This is a genomic window from Paenibacillus sp. A3 (genome assembly GCF_001399685.1).
In the GTDB taxonomy this organism is placed as follows: Bacteria; Bacillota; Bacilli; order Paenibacillales; family NBRC-103111; genus Paenibacillus_G.
This window is the reverse complement of sequence record NZ_JTHN01000099.1, coordinates 1-18,713: the sequence shown is the minus strand read 5'-3', so window position 1 is coordinate 18,713 and position 18,713 is coordinate 1. Positions and strand designations below refer to the sequence as shown.

Genomic DNA, 18,713 nt, shown 5'->3' with positions numbered 1-18,713 from the left:
ACTCCAACTTTTGATCATAAAATATCATATTGCAGTCAAGCACATGTGGTGTGGACGCTAATGGCTTTAGGAGCGGGGCTTTAAGAGGGGATCGGAAGAAGTCTGGGAGGCTTGATTTTCGCGCAAAATGAAAAAGGAGCTTTGCCGCTGAAAACACGGCGGAAAGCTCCTTATGACATGCGTTCCTCTTCAGCACGCGTATTCGTCAAAGTCCGTCTCGAATTGCATGATGTGGGACACATCCTGTGCGACTTCCCTTCCCGCCAGGCGGTCAACCATATGCAGCGACATGTGCATGCCGTTGGCAACGCCTCCCGAAGTGACGATCCGGTCATCGTCCACGTATTTGACGCCATCGATGACATCGATCGCCGGATATTGTTTACGCATCCAATCGATGCTGTCAATATGAGTCGTCGCCTTTTTTCCGTCCAGAAGACCCGTTTGAGCCAGCAGCAGCGACCCCGTACATACGGAAGTAATCCATGGCGTATCGCCCGAACGGGCGCGAACCCAGTTGACAAGAGCTTCATTCAAGAGAGCCTTCCTCACTCCCGGCCCCCCGGGGATCACGAGCAGATCGTAGGCAGGGGCGGTGGCCAGACTGTAATCGGGAGTCACTTTCAAGTTGTTCTCTGCTGTAATCAGACTCCCAGATTCCGATATCGTGGTGACGTTGAACAGTGAGCGTTCGGTCGGTTGATAGCGGTCGTGCACAGCAAGGCCGAACACTTCGTACGGGCCGGCAAAATCAAGAATTTCCACCTGGTCAAACAACAAAATTCCGACATTCCAAGATTTCATACGATCTCCTCCTCGGTTTTGTTTTCAAGTCTCGCCTTCAACGATCTGCCTTCGCCAAGCTGCGCTTATGGGTAAATTATATAAGCACAATCCGAAACATGAAATGACTACAAGGTGCTATTTTTGGCGACAATCGGATTCGTGGTTGCACTAGCAATCTATAAGAAACCGCTTGGCATGCTCCATGCTATAATGAGGACAAAGGACGGATACCAAATGATCGTTGGAGGAATAGATATGCCCGAAAACAATGCAGCGAGCAGCAACGCAACGAATGCAGACGAGCTTGAGCTGGTAACCACGCGCATGTTTGATGCGCCGCGTGAGCTTGTTTTTAAGGCTTGGACCCTGCCTGACCAATTATCCCAGTGGTGGGGACCGAAGGGCTTTACGAATACGTTTCAGGAGTTTGACTTGAGACCGGGCGGCACCTGAAAGTTTATCATGCATGGACCCGATGGCACCGATTATCGGAATAAGTGCGTCTTCGTGGAGATCGTCGAACCGGAGCGGATTGTTTTGCAGCATGTATCAAAATATGGAACGCCTCGGGGCACTTCTGGCGAATAGATCTGCATAGCGAGGCGGGCTCTTTCTTTCTCCGTAAAAGCAAAAGCACCTTAACGGCCGGTGCTTTTTTTGCATGATAACCCTCCATGGTTATTACCTCTAATATGGACATGCTATCTTTGTCTGTCAGCTCGGCAGCGAACAATAAACCGGAAGGAGTCCATCATGGTAGACGTTCAAACGGAAATCAGTATCAACTGCTCCTGTGACCAAGTTTCGGCCTATGCGGCTGACCCGGACAACGCTCCGGAATGGTATGTCAATATTCAAACGGCCGAATGGCAGACCCCGAAGCCGCTTGCCGTCGGTTCCAAAATTGCTTTTAAAGCGCAGTTTCTAGGAAAGCCGCTTGCCTACGTCTATCAAATTGTCGAATACCAACCGGGTCAGTTGCTTGTCATGCGCACGGCTGACGGACCTTTTCCGATGGAGACAACGTATACCTGGGAATCGGTCGGAGGCGATGCAACCCGAATGACCTTGCGAAACAGAGGGAACCCGGCCGGGTTTTCCGTGTTGTTCGCACCGTTCATGTCGTTCATGATGCGGAGAGCCAACGAGAAGGACCTGAAGAAACTCAAGAAGCTGCTTGAACATCAAGCGAGGAAATAAATCCGAATCTTCACTGGGTCAGAGTCGCATACCCCGGATGACAGGCGTCTGCAAAGGCGCCATTTTTGCGTTTATCGGGCGGATGCCCGTAGGGTTCCATTGCCAATAGGAGGGAGAGGAGCTATAATAGACCAAATCGTGAATGGAATATGCGGGAAAATAGGCGAACTAGCCCGCGAAAATGTATTCGATGCAGAAGGCAGGAGGGATTCGGATGAACAAGGTCCGGTTAGTCAGACCTTCTATGGAATACCGGGAGCCGTACTTGTCGTTCTATGCGGACTGGATAAACAGCGGGGAAACGATGGTCCCCTGGGTTGTCCGTCGAGATCCCGGCGATTTCGAAGCGATGCTGGAGTTTCTGTGTGCCGAAGATAGCGAGGAGAAATTAAGCAATCCTCATTGGGTGCCTCATTCGACCTATTGGCTGCTTAACGAAGAAGACCTTGTTGTAGGTGCAGTTAACATTCGTCATCGCTTAAACGAAAAGCTTCTGAACAGCGGCGGCCATATCGGTTATGGCATACGCCCCGGCTATAGGCGCAAAGGCTATGCGAGCGCACTGCTGGCCCAGGCGCTGCAGATCACGAAAGCGATGGGATTGGACCAAGTGCTGTTAGTCTGTGACAAGCACAACCTTGGCTCGGAGAAGACCATATTGAAGCATGGCGGCAGGTTTGAATCGGAATTCACGGAGGAAGACGGGAATATCGTCAAGAGGTTTTGGATTGGATTGGGAGGACATCATGACGGAGTTTGAAAAAGAAGTTGTTAGCTGCATCCAAAGCAACGATACGGACCGGGTTATGGCCGTTTTGGAAAAGCACGGATTACCGGAAGGAAGCACGCTTCCCGTCCATATTTTAAATCAGGCGTTAGAATACAAGCGGCCGGCCCTTGCCCGGCTTTTGTTGGACAAGTACATATTCGACAATTTGAACGATGCGAAGAATCCTGTGATGCCTTACGCTGCCAGGTATGGAACGCGCGATCTATTTGAAAGATTGTTGCAAGCGGGCGCTGATCTCAATGCTCTTACCCATGTGAAGAGTTCCGCTGTGGGAAGGGCCCTTGCCTTCGGCAATCACAAGGGAGTCCGTGCTTTACTCGAATTGGGCTTCGATATGAGAACCTACGCAGGCGGGGACGCTCTTCGCGACGCCGCAGGGTCCGGAAAATTCGAATTCGTCAAGTTATTCGTGGAGCATGGAGCCGATGTCAACTTTAACGGTCGCAGCCAGGTGTTTCCGTATTGTACGACCCCTGTCCAAATGGCCGCTTCGATCAACCATTTTGAAATCGTAAAGTACTTGATTGAACATGGCGCCGACGTCACGATAAAGGATAAGAACGGCGACCGGGCGTATTCTTATGCCAAGCAGAATAACCATACGGAGCTGATGGAGTACATCAAGCCATTCGAACCTCCGGTCTGGCATGAAATGGATAATCGGGCGAAGGAGCTTAAGCGTCTGGGCTTGCCCGCTGAAATTATCAAATGGCTCGGGATCGAGAACCGAAGGATTGACCTGAGGGATGCGAAGACAACCGAATACATTGAATTCGAAACGATATTCGATGTCCGAGTGCTGGAGTGGAGAGGCAGAACATTTATCGATCTCGTCAAGGACATTGATAATTACTCCAATACGGGGTTTATTGTGTGGGTGAAAGACAAAAAATGTCTGGGAAGCCTCGATGTCGAGCATGATGAGTTGATTCTGCTGCCGGGTCTGAAATGGAAAGCTTTCCTGGCTAAGGCAGCCGGTATTATTGACGATATTTTGGATGGAAACTTATCGGGAGAACCGTTCGAGGATTAAAAACAGAAGCACTGGCCGTGGCGCTCAGTGCTTTTTACGTTATGGTGCTGCGGGCGGTTAGGGTCTTACGGCTTTTTTGGGCTTGATTCGGGCAAGCACTTTTGCAGGCAGCTTGCGGACATACGCTCGGGACGATTTCGCGGCTTTGACCTTCTTTACTTTACCTGCGCCGCTCTCCAGAGCCACCTTCGTTCCGAATGCCTGCATCGCCCAGCGGATAGGGAAGGCAATGGAAAGACGGCCGTCCGATGAGCCAGCAAAATTGACGACCGCGGCGTAATTGTCCGAGTGTCTGAGCCAGACCGATCCGGAATCTCCGGCCAGCGAAATGGGAGTAGTTCCTCGGATCACCGTCTGATTCTTAAAGTTAAGCACCCCCAGCCTGCCGCCGTAGTCGATTTGGATATCGGTGTCGATCGACTCCACGCTTCCGTTCACCAAGCCTGTCGTGCGTCCCACTTTCTTGAATTGCTCTCCCACCCGATACGACGTCGCATAGCCGGGAATGGCTCCGACCGTCGGATAGTTCGGATTCAGCAGACGGTTGTTGGTAGGGACGGAGAGCGCCGCGTCCATAAAATTATCTTTGCTTCGCTCTAGCTTTACATAGCGGTATAAACGACCGATACGGTCCGTGCCGGGACGGCCTCCGTCGGCGCCTCCGGGCTGAATCGTTTCCGTGGCGCTGTTCGTATTGTTCGGATTCAGCACATGGTTATTGCTCAGCAAATAGCGGTTTGCCGTCTCGGAACCGTTCGTCACGATAAGGCCTGCGCTGCCCGAGCCCTTCGCAGTGCCGACACTGTAGCCTGGAGGCACGGGACGAATCCGACCGGAATAGTCTGCGTGTGCTCGTATTTTTCCCGTTTTGACGATGCGGATCGGGACGGCGGCTCCTTTGCCTTTCGCTTTGGCTGCAAACATGGCGGGAATCAGACCGAGGCCTGCGGAAGAAACCTTATCCGTATAGATGATGACGGCTGCGCCCTTTTTCGGATTCGCAGGATCTCTGTAGCCTATTCCGACCCCGTGAACACCGTTTTTTTTCAATAAGCGTGCGGCCATCTTTCTTTTCATTCGCAGTGCAGCCATAAACGTAGCCACAATATCCTCCCCTTTGCGCAGGTTAAGATATTGTATGGTTTTGCTGCCGATTGTTACGGGCGTTCATGGAGGTGCAGCTTTTAGATTGATCGAGAGAAGAATCGCCGTCTCGGTGCGCGCGATCCGATCGGTAAGGTTCGTTAGTCTGATTCCTGAAGAGGTTATGAACTTTTTTATTTTGGGGACACTATTTTGTGGAATAAGGTGTGCCAGAAATTGCTTTACATTTGGAAAGAGTTACAACATACTAAGGACAGGTGTGGGAAGTATTTCTTTTTTTCACCTACATAGAGGGAGAACCTCACATAGACTGCGAACAAGGGGCGTGACCTGATGCTAAGTGAGAACCTGCTCGCCAAGCTGAACGAACAAATGAACTACGAATTTTATTCCTCCCAAGTATATCTGGCTATGGCCGGATACTGCTCGTCGGAGAGCTTCGACGGGTTTGCGAATTTTTTTATCGTACAAGCCGAGGAAGAGAAATTTCATGCAATGAAAATTTTTCACTTCATTAACACGCTGGGCAAGCGCGCCCATGTCACTGGAATGGAAGACCCGCAGAACCAGTATACCTCGCTGCTGGATGCTTTTGAACATGCGTTTGCTCACGAGCAAACCGTAACGAAGCGCATCTACGAGTTGTCGGATATCGCTTGGAACGAGCGCGAGCACGCGACAATCAACTTCTTGAAGTGGTTCATCGACGAACAGGTCGAAGAGGAAGCCACGTTCGATAGCATCATTCAAAAGCTTCGCCGCATCGATAAAGACAGCAATGCGTTCTACATGCTCGATGCCCAATTGGCGCAGCGTACCTTCACGCCGCCGGCCGAATAGCATAGACCGGAACCGCAAAAAACTGCTCTTCCAAAGCTATCAAGCTATGGGGAGCAGTTTTTTTTGCGCGGATTCGCAAACAACTCAAAATTGAAATCGGGCATGTCCCTTAAGCGTAAAATCTTCAAAGCCTTCCAGCCGGAGCAGCTCTTGTTTCACCTGCAGGCCGCCCCGGAAACCCGTGAGCGCGGAGTTTTTGCCGATCACGCGATGGCACGGGACGACGATGGGGATCGGGTTGGCTCCGTTCGCCGTGCCTACGGCCCGGACGGCCGCAGGACTGCCTACCTCCCCGGCAATGTCCGAGTAGCTGCGGGTTTCGCCATAGGGAATTCGGGCTAGCGCCTGCCAGACGGCGGTTTGGAACTTCGTACCGCGCATGTCGAGGGGCAGGTCGAACGTTTGGCGGGTTCCTTCCAAATATTCCTTCAGCTGCCCGACGTATTCGGATAACGGCTCTTGATCGTTAATCAATATGGCGCCCGGAATATGTTTAACCACCCATGTGGTTAAGGTGTCTAATGATTCGTTAGGCCAAGTAATCCGGCATAAGCCCTGCTTCGTAGCGGCCAGATAGAGCGGCCGGTCTCCGAACTTGGGATGACGGATGGCCGTCCAATACACCTCGGTCGTTGTTTTTCCCATAAGTATGCCTCCTTCTTGACCGGCTTAACGGGTGCCGGCGGTTTCCCGGTATTCCATCGGCGTACAGCCGACTGTCTTGTGAAATACGGATGTAAAGTGGGATGGGCTGCGGAAACCGACTTCTGCCGCGATATCGGTTATCGGCTGTTCGCTTGCGGCTAGCAGCCGCTTTGCCTCGTCCATACGGATATGGAGCAACTGCTTCGAGGGCGTCGTTCCGGTCACCCGCTTAAACACGCGCTGCAAGTGGTAGGGGCTCATTTTGAGCTCCGCTCCTATGTCGCCAAGCGTCAAAGGCTCGGAGTAGCGCCGCTTGATCAATTCATTCACGGCATGAGCGATTTGCGCATCCGGTCCATGCTCTCCCGGCTGTTCCGGACGGCATCTTTTGCATGCCCGGAATCCCGCTTGCAGCGCTTCCTGAATACTGCCGTATATTTTAACGTTTTCCGGCTTCGGAATGCGGGAGCGGCACGAAGGCCGGCAAAAGATTCCCGTCGAAGTGATTCCGATATAATACCGCCCGTCGTAGCGGGTGTCGCGCCGTAAAATCGTCTCGTATACCGACTCAAATAGTGCGTCGTCCATATTGGGGCCTCCCCTCTGCCACTCATTATAAACCGAAGCCGCGCGTTCTGATAATAGAGCAAGAATAGGACAGCAATAATTCGATAGTACAGCGGAGGTACCGCGGGAATGCAAAACGGCCGTTCGCAAGCGATGGGATCGCTCCGGGCGGCCGGCGGCTGAAGCTGGAACAAGGGGCAAGCATCAAAGCTTGCATGAATTGATGCCGAGCAAGCGGTTAATGAGACATTTTTGCGTAAGCGCCGTGTAGAGCAGAGGAATCCCGATCAGACCGATATACTTGATTCCCCCTTCCAACAAAAATAAAAGCGAAAGCAACGCGAGTCCTGCTACAATCCGGAATACCAAGTCAAAGCCGCCTACATTTTTCATCGTGATCCCTCCGCTAAAAGAATGGTTTACATCCCTTATTGTAGCGGCCGGTTCCCAGCTGTTATGTGACTAAGTCACATAACGGCTTTTTTTACTTGTTCGAGCGCGGCCCGCTGAATATCTTGAATTCGTCCGCGGCCTAAGACAAGCCACCCTTCCTTTTCGAACTCCTTCAGCTTCCGGCTGATCACTTCTCTTGCGGTGCCTAGCTCGACGGCGATTTCATCATGCGTGATACGCAGCGTAGTTGAGGCTTCGGGCGTCTTGTGCAGGAGAAAATCGGCGATGCGGTATTCCATCGGCTTGAAGGCGACGTCGTCGATCAGGGTGGTGACGATGGACATCCGCTGCGTGAACATTCGGTAAATGTATTGGCGGAGCGGCTTATATTTCTCGACCCACTGCTTGTAGACGTCAATCGGGAGGATGAACAGCTCCGAAGGAGTCTCGACCGATGCGGACGCCTCATATTCCATTTCGCCCATAATGCTGGCCATCATCAAGACGCAGCACTCGCCTCCCCGAACACGGTATAGTGTAATTTCTCTCCCCGTCTCGCTAACTTTGTAGACGCGAATACTGCCGTCCAGCGTAAATATTGCGTGCTCCAGCAGCCCCCCTTGTCGAATGGCCAGACTCATAGGAACACGAATAACGGCGATGTCCGGATGCTGCCAATCTTCCGGCTCGACGGATTCAAAACAGCGAAATCGATCCATGATCCGGCGAATATGCTCGGGTAGCACGACGATGTCTCTCCTCTCTATGGCCATGCGGTTACTTTCAGCATAGCGGATAGATCGGATAAAAGGAAATGAATCCGAGGCATGTGTTTGCGGGGTTCTTCTCCTCCAAAAATATGCGCCGTATGTTTTTGCGTGCTATGTTTAGAAGAAATGGATGTAACACAATGGGTTCGGAGGTGGCGGGATGCGACGGGAAGAAGTACAGAAACGATTTCCGGAGGAATGGGTCGTTTTGGAGGCTACGAAGGCTCATTCCAAGGAAGGCTATCGATATATTGAGGAAGTTGTCGTAATGGATACATTTGAAGATTCGACGGAAGCGCTCCGTCGCTATAGCGAATTGCATAGGCAGGACCCTGGGCGGGAATATTGCTTTTTTCATACCTCTCGTCCTGAGTTGGTAGCCCGCGAACGTTATATGGGAGTATGAGGGCCTAGAAGATGAACATAACCGAGGAGTATGGACTGCCTTTTATAAGCCTTACGATTATATAAAGGCAAGCAACTTGAACTGCAGAAGGTTCTGCTGGACACGGGCTTGGCAAGCACGCTTTTTAATGCAGATTTGGTTCGTGACATCGGAGTTGTTCCAGAAGAAAAGACAACAAAATCAATGATCGTCAACTCATAGTGATCACTTTAGGCGTTGAGGAGTCAACTCCCTTGAAAAGAGGAATGGACGCCTTTTTCGTTTGCCAAAATTTTATCGGCTGTCCCCCCTATTCAATCTCATTATCGTTCTGTCGATAATAAGAGAAGTGGCGCAGGCTGGAAAAAAAGGGAACGAATCGAGAGCAGAGGTGCATTTCTTTGGTCAAACCTTCGGATTATTCGGAATCGGGCAACCCGATTTATAAGTATGAGGACAAGGAACGCAGCTGGCTGCCGCCCAACTATGGCGAGGGTGGCTGGAATGAGAAGATCGAACGGCATTTCGAAACATACATCGGCGAGATCGACAACGTATTTCATGAAATAATTTCCGATATCGTCCATATCGATGTTTATCACATTAAGCCGACGCAGGAACGGAATTACCATACGTTGTTTACGACGGGGATGAGCTATTTGCCGATGAACGTTCCCGAAGGCATCGAGGGCTACAATTATGCGGAAGTGATGATTTGTTTGCCGCCCGAATGGCCGATCACGCAGGAAGCTTTCGCTGACGAGGACAATTATTGGCCGGTCCGTTGGCTTAAGATGCTGGCCAGGCTTCCTCACGAGTACGAGACGTGGCTTGGTCACGGACATACGGTGCCTAACGGCGATCCCGCGCGCCCTTTATCGGACCGGACAAATTTAAACGGGGTCATTTTGCTGCCGCCTATCATGGTGCATCGCGATTTTCTGACGCTGGAGATGGACTCGGAAAGAACGATCCGGTTCTACTCCATTGTTCCCTTGTATCAGGAAGAGATGGAGTTCAAATTGAAATACGGCTGCAATGACTTGACCGATAAATTCGACAAATACGGTATCAACGAAATCGTTCGGGTGAACCGGAAAAATGTGTGCCGGTCGTCGGTTATTCCATTTCGGAGGAAATAGGTTCGCAAGCGAAAAAGGCGAACTAAGTTCGCGATTCATTACGGTATATTGCTTTAGAACGTAATAGAGCATCGCCCCCTCGGAGGACGATGCTCTTATTATTTGTATCAAGCAAAAAAACCTGCCTCAACCATCGCCCCGACCAGCTCGTCTTCGTCATTGAAGCATAGAATGGCTTCTTCCTTCATGTGAATCGGGCTTGCAAGGAAGCTAAGAGTTAGCGGGAAGAGTAGGGGAGGTTTAATTGTTGATAGTTCATCAGCATAAATTCGATGTACTTTCCTGATATTTCTCGGAGGCGCCGATCGAAAAATAGTAGCTCATGCAAGCGATTTCTCCCTTGGTGAATGTGCTCAAAGTATACCACGATCTTCCTGTGAACCTAAGTAAAGAGTTGGTTAGGAGAGGGGAGAAGCGTGCACGGGGATGCTAGTCTGCAGAATGCAAAAAAAAGCATCGTCGTCTATGACCGATGCTTTCGCTAGTCCTCTTAATGTTTCCCTTTTTGCCCAATAGCTCGCTTCTTTCGGTATGCGTGGATGGTGGAAGTCGCTATTTCTTTTTCCTCGTCAGTCCAGTCCGCTCCGAACGAGTCCTTCTGATTCGGTGTAGATTCTTCGACCCGGCCAAGCAGATAGTCAGTCGAGACCTGATACAGGTCAGCAAGCTTCGCCAAGGTGTGGATATCGGGGTTACGATAATTGCGCTCATAATTTGAGAGGACAGCATTGGTAATCCCAATTTGTTCTGCAACATCGAACTGGGACCAACCCTTTTTCTCGCGTTCTAACTTTAAGCGTGCTCCTATTGACATAAACATAACCGCCTGCATGCTTTTGGGATATCGTAACATGATTTAAATTATCGTTAAATAGATTCAACGAAAAGTTGAAATTTTTCTTGAATTAAACATAAAGTTGATTATTGGGTGGGAGGGGCAGGATAAAATGAACAACTTACAAAGCAAATACGAGATTTTACTTGAGGAAGAACGTCTGCTCGCGGATAAAATCGAAAGCTGCGAGGAATGCGTCGAAGTGATCATGGAATTTATCGCGAAAAAAGCGGACACGATCCATGTGCTTACGGCGTAAGAGATTGTGTCTGCCTTGCATAACATGGGTAAAGATTTACGAACGGAGCTGCTGCATGTAAAGCTGGAGCGAAGCATCGTTTACAACAAATTAAGTGGGTTCCAATAACCAAGAAGGATGAAAAAAGTTTTAATTTTTTTTCGAACTCCCCACAAAAAAATTAACGGGAACGAACAACTTAGTGAGCTCATGCAAACAAGAATTTTTAACCAGCAAAGGAGAGTATTTATGAACATGAAAAAACCGATGATGATCGCCGCATCTTGCGTCGTCGCTACCAGCCTGATGGCCGGTTCCGCATTGGCAAAGTCCGATAATGCCAACCGTGCAGAGAGAACGGAAGTCACAGCTCCATCTAACGAAACTGCAAAAGAAAAAGACGTCAAAGTTAAAGTAGAGGTAGAACCGAAGGCCTCTGTTACGGGTACGACTTATGAAAACAACGGCAAAAACGGCTATAAAGGTCTGCTCAATGCCATTGAAAATGTAAAGGACAAACCGGCCGGTGCCGTGCTTGCCGATCTTCTGTTGACCAAATACGAAACACAGCTTACAGCTGAAAAGAAGGCTGAATTGGAAGCTATCGTCGAAAAAGACGCTGCACTTTCCGCGGCGGCCGATCTGCTCGACACTCAAGGTAACGTAACCGATGCGGTCTATGTTCAGAAGGAAGCCGTAAAAGCGAATGTGAAGAACCTTAAGGCTTACAAGAAGCTTGGCAAGCTTTATGAGAAGCTTGGAAAATCCGGCGTACAATTGTATGTCAATGGCGAAGAGCCGTCCATGGAAGTTCGTCCCTTTATCCGTGAGGGCAGCACCCTGGTACCTTTCCGTGCAATCTCCGAAGCTCTGAAAGCGGAAGTGAGCTGGAACTCGGAAGAACGCTCCGTGACGGTTACTCGCGACGGCATCACCGTTAAACTTTTCGTCGATAGCACGAAGGCTTACGTGGACGGCAAAGAAGTGACGCTGGAAGTTCCCGCAGCTATTGTGGAAGGCAATACCGTCGTACCTGCCCGTTTCGTTAGCGAAGCTTTGAAAGCCGTTGTGAAATGGGAAGAAGAATCGAAATCCGTTGTAATCTACGAAGACAAATAAGATAAGTTTACAAAGAAGCCTGCCTTGTAGGGGCTGTTGACAAATGGGTTGGGGACTGTGGTCCTCGGCCCATTTTTTGTTTGTTACTCGTGATTCTATGTAATTTTAGGAAAATAATTCACTAAGACTTAAGGGACATCCTCCCCGACAAGCAACCACCAACTCTTGCCGCAACTTGTCGAAATCTAGCAAAAATGTCTGTTATAACGAATCAAATGGAAAATTTTGAGTCCAAAAAGGGCTGGTTTCGTAGTATATTAATGTAAAAGGATTACATGTGAGACCAGCATATGGAAAGGGGTACCTAGATGGCAATTATAGAAGTAGTCAAATTCGACGGGCCGCCCGATTTAATGGTATGGAAATATCCGAATCAAGAACTAGGCACATGGACTCAGCTGATCGTCAACGAAACCCAGGAAGCGCTGCTGTTCAAAGGCGGGGAGGCGCTTGATCTGCTCGGTCCCGGCCGACATACGTTATCGACGCAAAATATTCCGGTCCTTTCCTCCGTCGTCAATTTGCCTTTTGGCGGCAAGTCGCCGTTTACGGCGGAAGTTTGGTTCGTGAACAAGCTGCATAAGCTCGACTTGAAATGGGGGACGCCGACTCCGATTCAACTGCAGGAGCCCAAATATCACATGATGGTATCGGTCCGTGCGTTCGGCCAGCTGGGCATCCAGATTGAAGACACACGCAAGTTTCTGCTTAAGCTGGTCGGAACGCTTCCGGCGGTCGATCAGGCGGCGCTTGGCAAATATTTTCGCAGCATCTTGATGATGAACATCAAAGAGCTTATCTCCGCCTATCTGGTACATAAAAAAATCAGCATTCTGGAAATCAACGCTTATATCTCCGAAATCTCCAAACATATGGAAAGTCGAATCGTTTCGATTTTTCAAGATTACGGGATTCGTCTGGTCGGCTTTCAGATCGATTCCATCAATCTTCCCGAGGAAGATCCGGCCACGAAGCGGTTAAAGGAAGCATTGGCGAAAAAAGCGGAAATGGACATTCTCGGCTTCTCCTACCAGCAGGAAAGAACCTTCAATACGCTGGAAAGCGCGGCGAAGAACGAAGGGAACCCATCGGCCTTCTTGGGCGCGGGCATCGGTCTGGGGCTCGGTCAAGGCGTCGGTATGACGATTGGCGATTCGTTTTCGCGGTTGTCGGGACATATGGATGTGTCTACTCCCGTTCAAACTTGCTCGAAGTGCGGCATGAGCAATGCGCATGATTCCAGCTTCTGCAGAGGGTGCGGACAATCGCTCAAGCAGGGAACTGCTTCCTCGGCCGTTGCCTGCCAAGCGTGTGGACATTCCCTTCCGGCAGGATCGAAATTTTGCCCGAACTGCGGAGATAAGTACCGTCCTTGTCCACACTGCCAAGCAGATAATCCGGAACAAGCGCTTCATTGTGCGAAATGCGGAGAGTCGCTGGGCGCTGCTTGTCCCCAATGCGCGACGATGGTGGAGACGGGAGCGAAGTTTTGTCCGGAGTGCGGCAAGAGCATGGTGCTCACCTGCGGCCAGTGTCAGCAGGTCGTGCAGCCGGGGCAAAAGTTTTGTTTTGAATGCGGGAATAAGTTAGGGTGAAAAGGAGCTTGAGATGACTATGAATCGTTTGCCTGCCGTGGCCGCCAAATTGATGTTCGGCCTCATTGTCTTGGTAACCGTAGCTGCCTTTTTCTTATGCCGTGTGGAGGATTGGGGTACCGGGCACTGGTGGATTTCCTTGATCTCCATCGTTCTTGCGGAAGCGGCATGCTATTACTGCGCTGTATCCGAAGTGCGGCAAAACCGGCGCGGAGACGGGCTTCCTGCCTCCTTGACCTTTGTTACGATATCGGTGTTGTATGGAGCTGCCGCTATTTTTCATACGGCTTTCTTCTGGCTCACCTTGCGGATTTCCTTGACCTCTTACGTGGTGATTGAAGTCATAACCGCCGCGGTTTGGGCGACCGGGATGGGGCTTGCCTATCGTTTTACGAATGTTGTGCGGAATCAAGAGGATGATCAAAGGGCACAGATGCAGCTGATGAAGCAGATGAAGCTGGCTCTCGACTCGGTGAGCTATGCACTGGAAGAAGAGGAAATCGAGGAACGGGAAGCGTTGAAAGCCGGGGTGCGGGAGCTGATCGAAAAAGTGAAGTACAGCGACCCGGTTTCACATCCTTCGATGATCCATATGGAGGAGAACTTGCTGTGGCAGATCAAGGAGTTGGAGCGCTGCGTCCGCGGGCTCGGTGATCAGGCGGGAGAGACGGGTAAGGTGGAAATGTCCCGCAAGCTTCTGCGCGATATCTCCGCCGACCTGGGCCGCAGAAACAGCCAGTTGATCACGTTGAAATGAGGTTGACGCAGTGCATCAGAGCAGTATGGAAGAGAAGTCAGATGTTAGATTGGACATGGACAGACCGGCTATCGAAGGCTTCGTGATCGTGCTGGCATTCCTCTTGTTTTTTCCGGCGGGCCTCCTTTTGGCGGCTATCCGACTGTGGAAGCATCGCAATCTGAGCTATCAAAAAATAGATGACTGGCGAAATGCCGGCGCAACCTTTTTTGTTCTGCTTGTACTCTTGGCATCTTTATTTTTATTCTTAAACAGCATATCTCCAGAAGATACGTTTGGGTTATTTTTGATGTGGTTTATTCTTATTATTTTTTTCTTCATTCCCGGGGTATTCATGCTATTGAAGAGCAAGCAGAGTCGTAAACGGCTTTTAGCCCGTTATGACTCCTATCGCCAGATCGTCATGTTGCAAGGAATTACTTCTGTCCATACCATCGCGGAGATGACCTGGCACCGCCCGGCGGTGGTCGCCAACGATTTAAAGCGCTTGATCGAACTTGGCGATTTCCCCAATGCCTATTTGGATATGGATTCAATGGCGATCGTTTTTCAGCGGCCAGTCGAACCGACGGCATCTATTGACTCGCCTCAGGAGAGCACGACTGAGGAGGATTTTCCGGAGGAACTGCCTAAAGACATAGACTTCAAACGCGCTTACGAAGAGCTCTTGAACAAATACATGAAAACGACCTCGTCGTCCAAAACGGCAGAGAAGCCGCTGCCAAAGAAGGTGGAGTGCCCCGGCTGCGGTTCGTCTACCCTGCTGCAGCCCGGCGAAAGCAAGGCGTGTCCGTATTGTGATTCCCCTCTAACGTATCTGAAGAGCGGATAGAAGGCAGGTATTCAGCACAGTAAGAGGGGAGGCGGAAACCGAATTGAATACGGACAAACCGGCGATAAACGGCGTGCTAGTGGTACTGGCTTTGGTTCTCTTTTTCCCGGCCGGTATCATTCTGTTCGTTATCCGTGTACGGAAGCATCGGGACTTGAGCTATCAAAAAATATATGATTGGGCAGTTGCGGGCACGGCGTTTTTGATTATGTTTCCTTTAATGCGCTTAATCATCACGAATGAAGTCAATCAACTATTTGAGATTTTCATTGTGTTAAGTATATTTTTTCTTCTTCCGGGTGTATTCCTGCTAGGGATAAGCCAGTGGAAGCGAAAGCGGCTCAATGCCCGGTACAAGCTTTATCGCAATATCATTATGGAGCAAGGGATCAAATCGATTCGCGCCATCGAGGAATTAATCAACCAGCGCCCGGCCGTGGTGATCAACGATTTGAAACGCATGATCGGTCACGGCATGATTCCGCATGCCTCAATAAATATGTATTCGATGACTCTTGTTTTCCATCAGAACGGTTTTGTCGCACGCGAGGGTACTGGTGATGGGAACGACGACGGCCACATTCACGAGTGGGACAAGCCACTACCTTTATACAAACCGTCGGAAAAACGATTGCCCAAGTCGGTTGAGTGCCATGGCTGCGGTTCGTCTACAATATTGCGGCCTGGCGAGAGTAAAGCTTGTCCTTATTGTGATTCCTTGCTAAGTTACCCGCAGTAAAATAGGCATGTCGAAGTAAAAAAGAAATGAGGGAGCCTTCTTGAATTATGATCGTCCAGCCATAAGCGGCGTTGCGATAGCGCTGGGACTTATTTTATTTTTTCCGATCGGCTTCATTTTGCTGGCTGTCCGACTATGGAAGCACCGCGATTTGAGCTACCAGAAGGTCATTGACTGGAAAAACGCCGGCACGACGTTTCTGATTATTTTCATCCCGTTTATGATTTCGTTCTTGCTCCACTTGGCCGCAGGGAGCGATATTCAGTACTGGGTGATGGTGTGGGTTATCCTCCTTGACTTGATTCCCGGCGTATACATGCTGTGGAAGAGCGGGCAGCGGCGTAAGCAGCTTTTCGCCAGATATGACCATTACCGTCACCTCGTCTTGGTGCAGGGAGTGACTTCCGTCCAAACCTTGGCAGAGACGACGAACCAGCGGCCGGCCGTGGTGGTCAACGACTTGCAGCGCATGATTTATCTCGGCGTGTTCCAGGATGCGTTCATCGACATGTACTCGATGTCCATTGTATTTAACCAATGGGCTCCGGCAGCATCCATGGTGAATGTCAACGTGTCCGTGAACGGAGATAGCTTCGTGCCGCAGCAGAGCAGGCCGCAGACGCCGCCCCCAGCGCCCAAGACGGTGGAATGCCCCGGCTGCGGATCGTCCGCTCTGCTGAAGCCTGGCGAGAATAAAGCATGTCCTTATTGCGATTCCCCTCTGGCCTACCCGCAGCACGGATAGGAGCAAGCGTTATAAACGCAAAAAACGATCACCGGAGCACTGGCCTGAAGGCCGGTGCTTTTTTCGTGGCCGGGACCGCCTTCAATCGCCAAATGCTTCTGTGACGCTTTTATGACAGCACTTGAAGAAAGCGCTGTATAAAAAACGCAACCCTCATTGACCAAACTTTCCTTCGGAGCTATAATAAAAACAAATCGAAACGTTTCGATAAATTTCGGATAGCTTTATCGGGGGGAATTATGGTTACGATTAAAGACGTTGCAAAGCATGCGGGAGTGGCGCTTTCGACCGCATCCTACGCACTCAGCGGAAGCGATAAAGTAAGTCCGAAAACCCGTGAATTGGTTCTGCAGGCAGCCAAGGAGCTGAATTACCAAAAGAACGGCTTCGCGATGGATCTCAAGCGCAAATCGACGAAAACGATTTTGCTCATTTTAAGCGACCTGTCGGGTCCTTATTACTCCGAACTGATCCGCGGGACGCAGGAAGTTACACTGTCCAACGGCTTCGATCTGATTGCATGCAGCTCGGTCGGCGGGGCCGATTCGACGGCTTATAAATTTTTGCAGGAGCGAAGAGTGGACGGCGCGATTGTGCTCGACCCGAACATCAGCGAGCATTTGCTGCGCGAATCGGCCCGGGAAGGCTGCCCGATCGTCGTGATGGACCGTTATGTCGAAGGCGATTTCATCATGAATGTCGCGGCGGATAACGTTCAGGGCGGATATGAAGCGACCCGTTATCTCATGGAGCAGGGACACCGCGATATCGCTTGGATCGGGGGACCGAGCAACTCGCTGGGCAGCCAGCACCGTAAAGAAGGCTATCTGAAAGCGCTGCAAGAAGAAGGAATCGTCAATACGAAATGGATGCTGGTCGGCAATTTCACGGAAGAGGGCGGCTATCATTCGACCAAGGTGCTGCTCATGCAGGAAGAGCGTCCTACCGCCATCTTCTACGGCAACGACGAAATGGCGATCGGCGGCTACAAGGCGCTTCGCGAATTCGGCCTGAGCGTGCCGGAGGACGTATCGATCGTCGGCTTCGACGATATTCAGGTGGCGGAATACTTATCTCCTCCTTTAACGACGGTCCGGCAGCCCAAGTATGAAATGGGCACCATGGCTGCGCATCTTGTGTTCCAAGCGATGGGCGGCGAATACGTGAACAAGTCTTATAAATTAAAAATCGAGCTGATCGAGCGCTTGTCCTGCCAGCCTCCTCGGCTTGCTCCGAATCGCGGGAAGGGGATGGAGACTTGAAAACGTCAGTCGGGAACGTTTCGCTAACGAAAAGAATGTTGTCCCACTGGGAGCTCTACCTGCTATTGCTTCCGGGTGCGCTGTACTTCCTGATTTTCAAGTATGCGCCGATGTTCGGGATCGTCATGGCCTTTCAGGAATACAGCCCGTTTCTCGGGGTGACGGGCAGCGAGTGGGTCGGCTTCCGGCACTTTATCGATTTGTTTCAATACGATCAGTTTTGGCGGCTGCTGCGCAATACGCTGCTGATCAGCTTTTATAATATCGTGTTTTATTTCCCGGCTCCGATCATTGTGGCGCTGCTGCTCAACGAGCTGGTGCGGGAATGGTTCAAGCGCACGATCCAGACGATCGTCTACCTGCCGCATTTTATTTCCTGGGTTGTGGTCGGGTCGATCACGTATATCCTGCTCAATACCGAAACGGGCTTGGTCAACCAGCTCATCGTCTCGTTCGGTGGCGAAGCGCATAACTTTCTGGCTGACCCCGATTCGTTCCGTACGATGATTGTGCTCCAGAACATATGGAAGGAAGTCGGATGGGGGACTATTATCTTTTTGGCAGCGCTTTCCGGCGTGGATACGCAGCTGTACGAAGCGGCGACAGTTGACGGCGCGAACCGCTGGCACAAGCTGTGGCATGTGACGCTGCCCGCCCTGCGCAGCACGATTCTGATTCTGCTCATTTTGCGGCTCGGCAACGTGCTGGATGTCGGCTTCGAGCAAATTTTTCTGATGCTTAACGATCTGGTGTACCCGGTCGGCGACGTGTTCGAGACGTTCGTCTACCGCGAAGGCATCGGCGGTGTAGGTCTCGGTGGGGGCCGGTTCAGCTTCGGTTTCGGGGTCGGTCTGTTTTAAATGGGTCGTCGGTCTGATTTTGGTGCTTGGGGTGGATAAATTGGCCAAAAAATTCGGCGAAGAAGGCGTGTTCTAA

Annotated in this window: 21 protein-coding genes and 2 pseudogenes; 16 read left to right on the top strand and 7 right to left on the bottom strand. The window is 50.7% G+C overall.

What is annotated here, in order from left to right; translation table 11 throughout:
- Positions 1–189: 189 nt before the first annotated feature.
- Positions 190–804 (bottom strand): DJ-1/PfpI family protein, encoded by a 615-nt coding sequence (locus QJ48_RS16000; protein WP_054974568.1) that lies wholly within the window; start codon positions 802–804, stop codon positions 190–192.
- Positions 805–1,041: 237 nt separating this feature from the next.
- On the opposite strand from QJ48_RS16000, the pseudogene QJ48_RS15995 reads away from it, so the two are divergent.
- From QJ48_RS15995 to QJ48_RS15980, 4 genes and pseudogenes are all read left to right on the top strand, one after another.
- Positions 1,042–1,341 (top strand): annotated as a pseudogene (locus QJ48_RS15995) (SRPBCC domain-containing protein); the annotation flags it as partial.
- A gap of 198 nt (positions 1,342–1,539) precedes the next feature.
- The gene (locus QJ48_RS15990; protein ID WP_054974567.1) at positions 1,540–1,986 is read left to right on the top strand and encodes an SRPBCC family protein; all 447 of its coding nucleotides are present in this window, start codon (positions 1,540–1,542) and stop codon (positions 1,984–1,986) included.
- Positions 1,987–2,200: 214 nt separating this feature from the next.
- On the top strand, positions 2,201–2,746 hold the full coding sequence (locus QJ48_RS15985; protein ID WP_054974566.1) for a GNAT family N-acetyltransferase: 546 nt from the start codon (positions 2,201–2,203) through the stop codon (positions 2,744–2,746).
- Positions 2,733–3,809, top strand: a complete 1,077-nt coding sequence (locus tag QJ48_RS15980) for an ankyrin repeat domain-containing protein (RefSeq protein WP_054974565.1) — start codon at positions 2,733–2,735, stop codon at positions 3,807–3,809. The genes QJ48_RS15985 and QJ48_RS15980 overlap by 14 nt, the downstream gene beginning before the upstream one ends.
- 57 nt (positions 3,810–3,866) lie before the next feature.
- Here QJ48_RS15980 and QJ48_RS15975 read toward each other — a convergent pair whose 3' ends face one another.
- Complete coding sequence (locus tag QJ48_RS15975; protein WP_054974564.1) at positions 3,867–4,916, bottom strand: hypothetical protein; 1,050 nt, start codon at positions 4,914–4,916, stop codon at positions 3,867–3,869.
- 330 nt (positions 4,917–5,246) lie between these two features.
- Here QJ48_RS15975 and QJ48_RS15970 point away from each other — a divergent pair, with 330 nt between their 5' ends.
- Positions 5,247–5,753, top strand: coding sequence for a ferritin (locus QJ48_RS15970; protein WP_054974563.1), 507 nt, complete (start codon positions 5,247–5,249; stop codon positions 5,751–5,753).
- Between the two features lie 84 nt (positions 5,754–5,837).
- Here QJ48_RS15970 and QJ48_RS15965 read toward each other — a convergent pair whose 3' ends face one another.
- From QJ48_RS15965 to QJ48_RS15950, 4 genes are all read right to left on the bottom strand, one after another.
- A complete protein-coding gene (locus QJ48_RS15965) occupies positions 5,838–6,398 on the bottom strand; it encodes a methylated-DNA--[protein]-cysteine S-methyltransferase (protein WP_054974562.1) in 561 nt (186 codons plus the stop codon).
- A gap of 24 nt (positions 6,399–6,422) precedes the next feature.
- On the bottom strand, positions 6,423–6,986 hold the full coding sequence (locus QJ48_RS15960) for a bifunctional transcriptional activator/DNA repair enzyme AdaA (RefSeq protein WP_054974561.1): 564 nt from the start codon (positions 6,984–6,986) through the stop codon (positions 6,423–6,425).
- A gap of 183 nt (positions 6,987–7,169) precedes the next feature.
- Positions 7,170–7,358 (bottom strand): DUF2892 domain-containing protein, encoded by a 189-nt coding sequence (locus tag QJ48_RS15955; RefSeq protein ID WP_054974560.1) that lies wholly within the window; start codon positions 7,356–7,358, stop codon positions 7,170–7,172.
- A 74-nt stretch (positions 7,359–7,432) separates the two neighbouring features.
- Positions 7,433–8,104: a Crp/Fnr family transcriptional regulator gene (locus QJ48_RS15950; RefSeq protein WP_082420527.1), complete on the bottom strand. Its 672-nt coding sequence runs from the start codon at positions 8,102–8,104 to the stop codon at positions 7,433–7,435.
- 184 nt (positions 8,105–8,288) lie between these two features.
- Here QJ48_RS15950 and QJ48_RS15945 point away from each other — a divergent pair, with 184 nt between their 5' ends.
- Both QJ48_RS15945 and QJ48_RS15940 read left to right on the top strand, forming a co-directional pair.
- Positions 8,289–8,534 (top strand): hypothetical protein, encoded by a 246-nt coding sequence (locus tag QJ48_RS15945; RefSeq protein WP_054974558.1) that lies wholly within the window; start codon positions 8,289–8,291, stop codon positions 8,532–8,534.
- Between the two features lie 380 nt (positions 8,535–8,914).
- Complete coding sequence (locus QJ48_RS15940) at positions 8,915–9,655, top strand: suppressor of fused domain protein (RefSeq protein ID WP_054974557.1); 741 nt, start codon at positions 8,915–8,917, stop codon at positions 9,653–9,655.
- A 490-nt stretch (positions 9,656–10,145) separates the two neighbouring features.
- Here the strand turns inward: QJ48_RS15940 and QJ48_RS35330 are convergent, their stop codons facing one another.
- Positions 10,146–10,469: a helix-turn-helix domain-containing protein gene (locus QJ48_RS35330; protein WP_063858096.1), complete on the bottom strand. Its 324-nt coding sequence runs from the start codon at positions 10,467–10,469 to the stop codon at positions 10,146–10,148.
- Between the two features lie 133 nt (positions 10,470–10,602).
- Here QJ48_RS35330 and QJ48_RS36915 point away from each other — a divergent pair, with 133 nt between their 5' ends.
- The 9 genes and pseudogenes from QJ48_RS36915 (at position 10,603) to QJ48_RS15895 (ending at position 18,713) form a co-directional block, all read left to right on the top strand.
- Positions 10,603–10,749, top strand: coding sequence for a hypothetical protein (locus QJ48_RS36915; protein ID WP_157261648.1), 147 nt, complete (start codon positions 10,603–10,605; stop codon positions 10,747–10,749).
- Between the two features lie 228 nt (positions 10,750–10,977).
- Complete coding sequence (locus QJ48_RS15930) at positions 10,978–11,847, top strand: copper amine oxidase N-terminal domain-containing protein (RefSeq protein ID WP_054974556.1); 870 nt, start codon at positions 10,978–10,980, stop codon at positions 11,845–11,847.
- A 308-nt stretch (positions 11,848–12,155) separates the two neighbouring features.
- Entirely contained in the window at positions 12,156–13,442 is a 1,287-nt protein-coding gene (locus QJ48_RS15925) for an SPFH domain-containing protein (RefSeq protein ID WP_054974555.1), read from the top strand.
- A gap of 19 nt (positions 13,443–13,461) precedes the next feature.
- Positions 13,462–14,199, top strand: a complete 738-nt coding sequence (locus QJ48_RS15920; protein ID WP_054974554.1) for a hypothetical protein — start codon at positions 13,462–13,464, stop codon at positions 14,197–14,199.
- Positions 14,200–14,209: 10 nt separating this feature from the next.
- A complete protein-coding gene (locus QJ48_RS15915; protein ID WP_054974553.1) occupies positions 14,210–15,031 on the top strand; it encodes a hypothetical protein in 822 nt (273 codons plus the stop codon).
- Positions 15,032–15,074: 43 nt separating this feature from the next.
- Positions 15,075–15,770 carry a hypothetical protein gene (locus tag QJ48_RS15910; RefSeq protein ID WP_054974552.1) on the top strand — a complete coding sequence of 232 codons (696 nt, stop codon included), beginning with the start codon at positions 15,075–15,077 and terminating at the stop codon, positions 15,768–15,770.
- Between the two features lie 40 nt (positions 15,771–15,810).
- A complete protein-coding gene (locus QJ48_RS15905) occupies positions 15,811–16,515 on the top strand; it encodes a hypothetical protein (protein ID WP_054974551.1) in 705 nt (234 codons plus the stop codon).
- A 239-nt stretch (positions 16,516–16,754) separates the two neighbouring features.
- Positions 16,755–17,777: a LacI family DNA-binding transcriptional regulator gene (locus QJ48_RS15900; RefSeq protein WP_054974550.1), complete on the top strand. Its 1,023-nt coding sequence runs from the start codon at positions 16,755–16,757 to the stop codon at positions 17,775–17,777.
- Positions 17,778–17,812: 35 nt separating this feature from the next.
- Positions 17,813–18,713, top strand: a pseudogene (locus tag QJ48_RS15895) (ABC transporter permease).

Bases quoted from the DNA above. Each gene is read 5' to 3' on its own strand.
- QJ48_RS15925 (WP_054974555.1), top strand. From the start codon at position 12,156: ATGGCAATTATAGAAGTAGTCAAATTCGACGGGCCGCCCGATTTAATG.
- QJ48_RS15985 (WP_054974566.1), top strand. From the start codon at position 2,201: ATGAACAAGGTCCGGTTAGTCAGACCTTCTATGGAATACCGGGAGCCG.
- QJ48_RS15970 (WP_054974563.1), top strand. From the start codon at position 5,247: ATGCTAAGTGAGAACCTGCTCGCCAAGCTGAACGAACAAATGAACTAC.
- QJ48_RS36915 (WP_157261648.1), top strand. From the start codon at position 10,603: ATGAACAACTTACAAAGCAAATACGAGATTTTACTTGAGGAAGAACGT.
- QJ48_RS15920 (WP_054974554.1), top strand. From the start codon at position 13,462: ATGAATCGTTTGCCTGCCGTGGCCGCCAAATTGATGTTCGGCCTCATT.
- QJ48_RS15960 (WP_054974561.1), bottom strand. From the start codon at position 6,986: ATGGACGACGCACTATTTGAGTCGGTATACGAGACGATTTTACGGCGC.
- QJ48_RS15900 (WP_054974550.1), top strand. From the start codon at position 16,755: ATGGTTACGATTAAAGACGTTGCAAAGCATGCGGGAGTGGCGCTTTCG.
- QJ48_RS16000 (WP_054974568.1), bottom strand. From the start codon at position 804: ATGAAATCTTGGAATGTCGGAATTTTGTTGTTTGACCAGGTGGAAATT.
- QJ48_RS15980 (WP_054974565.1), top strand. From the start codon at position 2,733: ATGACGGAGTTTGAAAAAGAAGTTGTTAGCTGCATCCAAAGCAACGAT.
- QJ48_RS35330 (WP_063858096.1), bottom strand. From the start codon at position 10,469: ATGTCAATAGGAGCACGCTTAAAGTTAGAACGCGAGAAAAAGGGTTGG.
- QJ48_RS15955 (WP_054974560.1), bottom strand. From the start codon at position 7,358: ATGAAAAATGTAGGCGGCTTTGACTTGGTATTCCGGATTGTAGCAGGA.
- QJ48_RS15990 (WP_054974567.1), top strand. From the start codon at position 1,540: ATGGTAGACGTTCAAACGGAAATCAGTATCAACTGCTCCTGTGACCAA.
- QJ48_RS15945 (WP_054974558.1), top strand. From the start codon at position 8,289: ATGCGACGGGAAGAAGTACAGAAACGATTTCCGGAGGAATGGGTCGTT.
- QJ48_RS15930 (WP_054974556.1), top strand. From the start codon at position 10,978: ATGAACATGAAAAAACCGATGATGATCGCCGCATCTTGCGTCGTCGCT.
- QJ48_RS15965 (WP_054974562.1), bottom strand. From the start codon at position 6,398: ATGGGAAAAACAACGACCGAGGTGTATTGGACGGCCATCCGTCATCCC.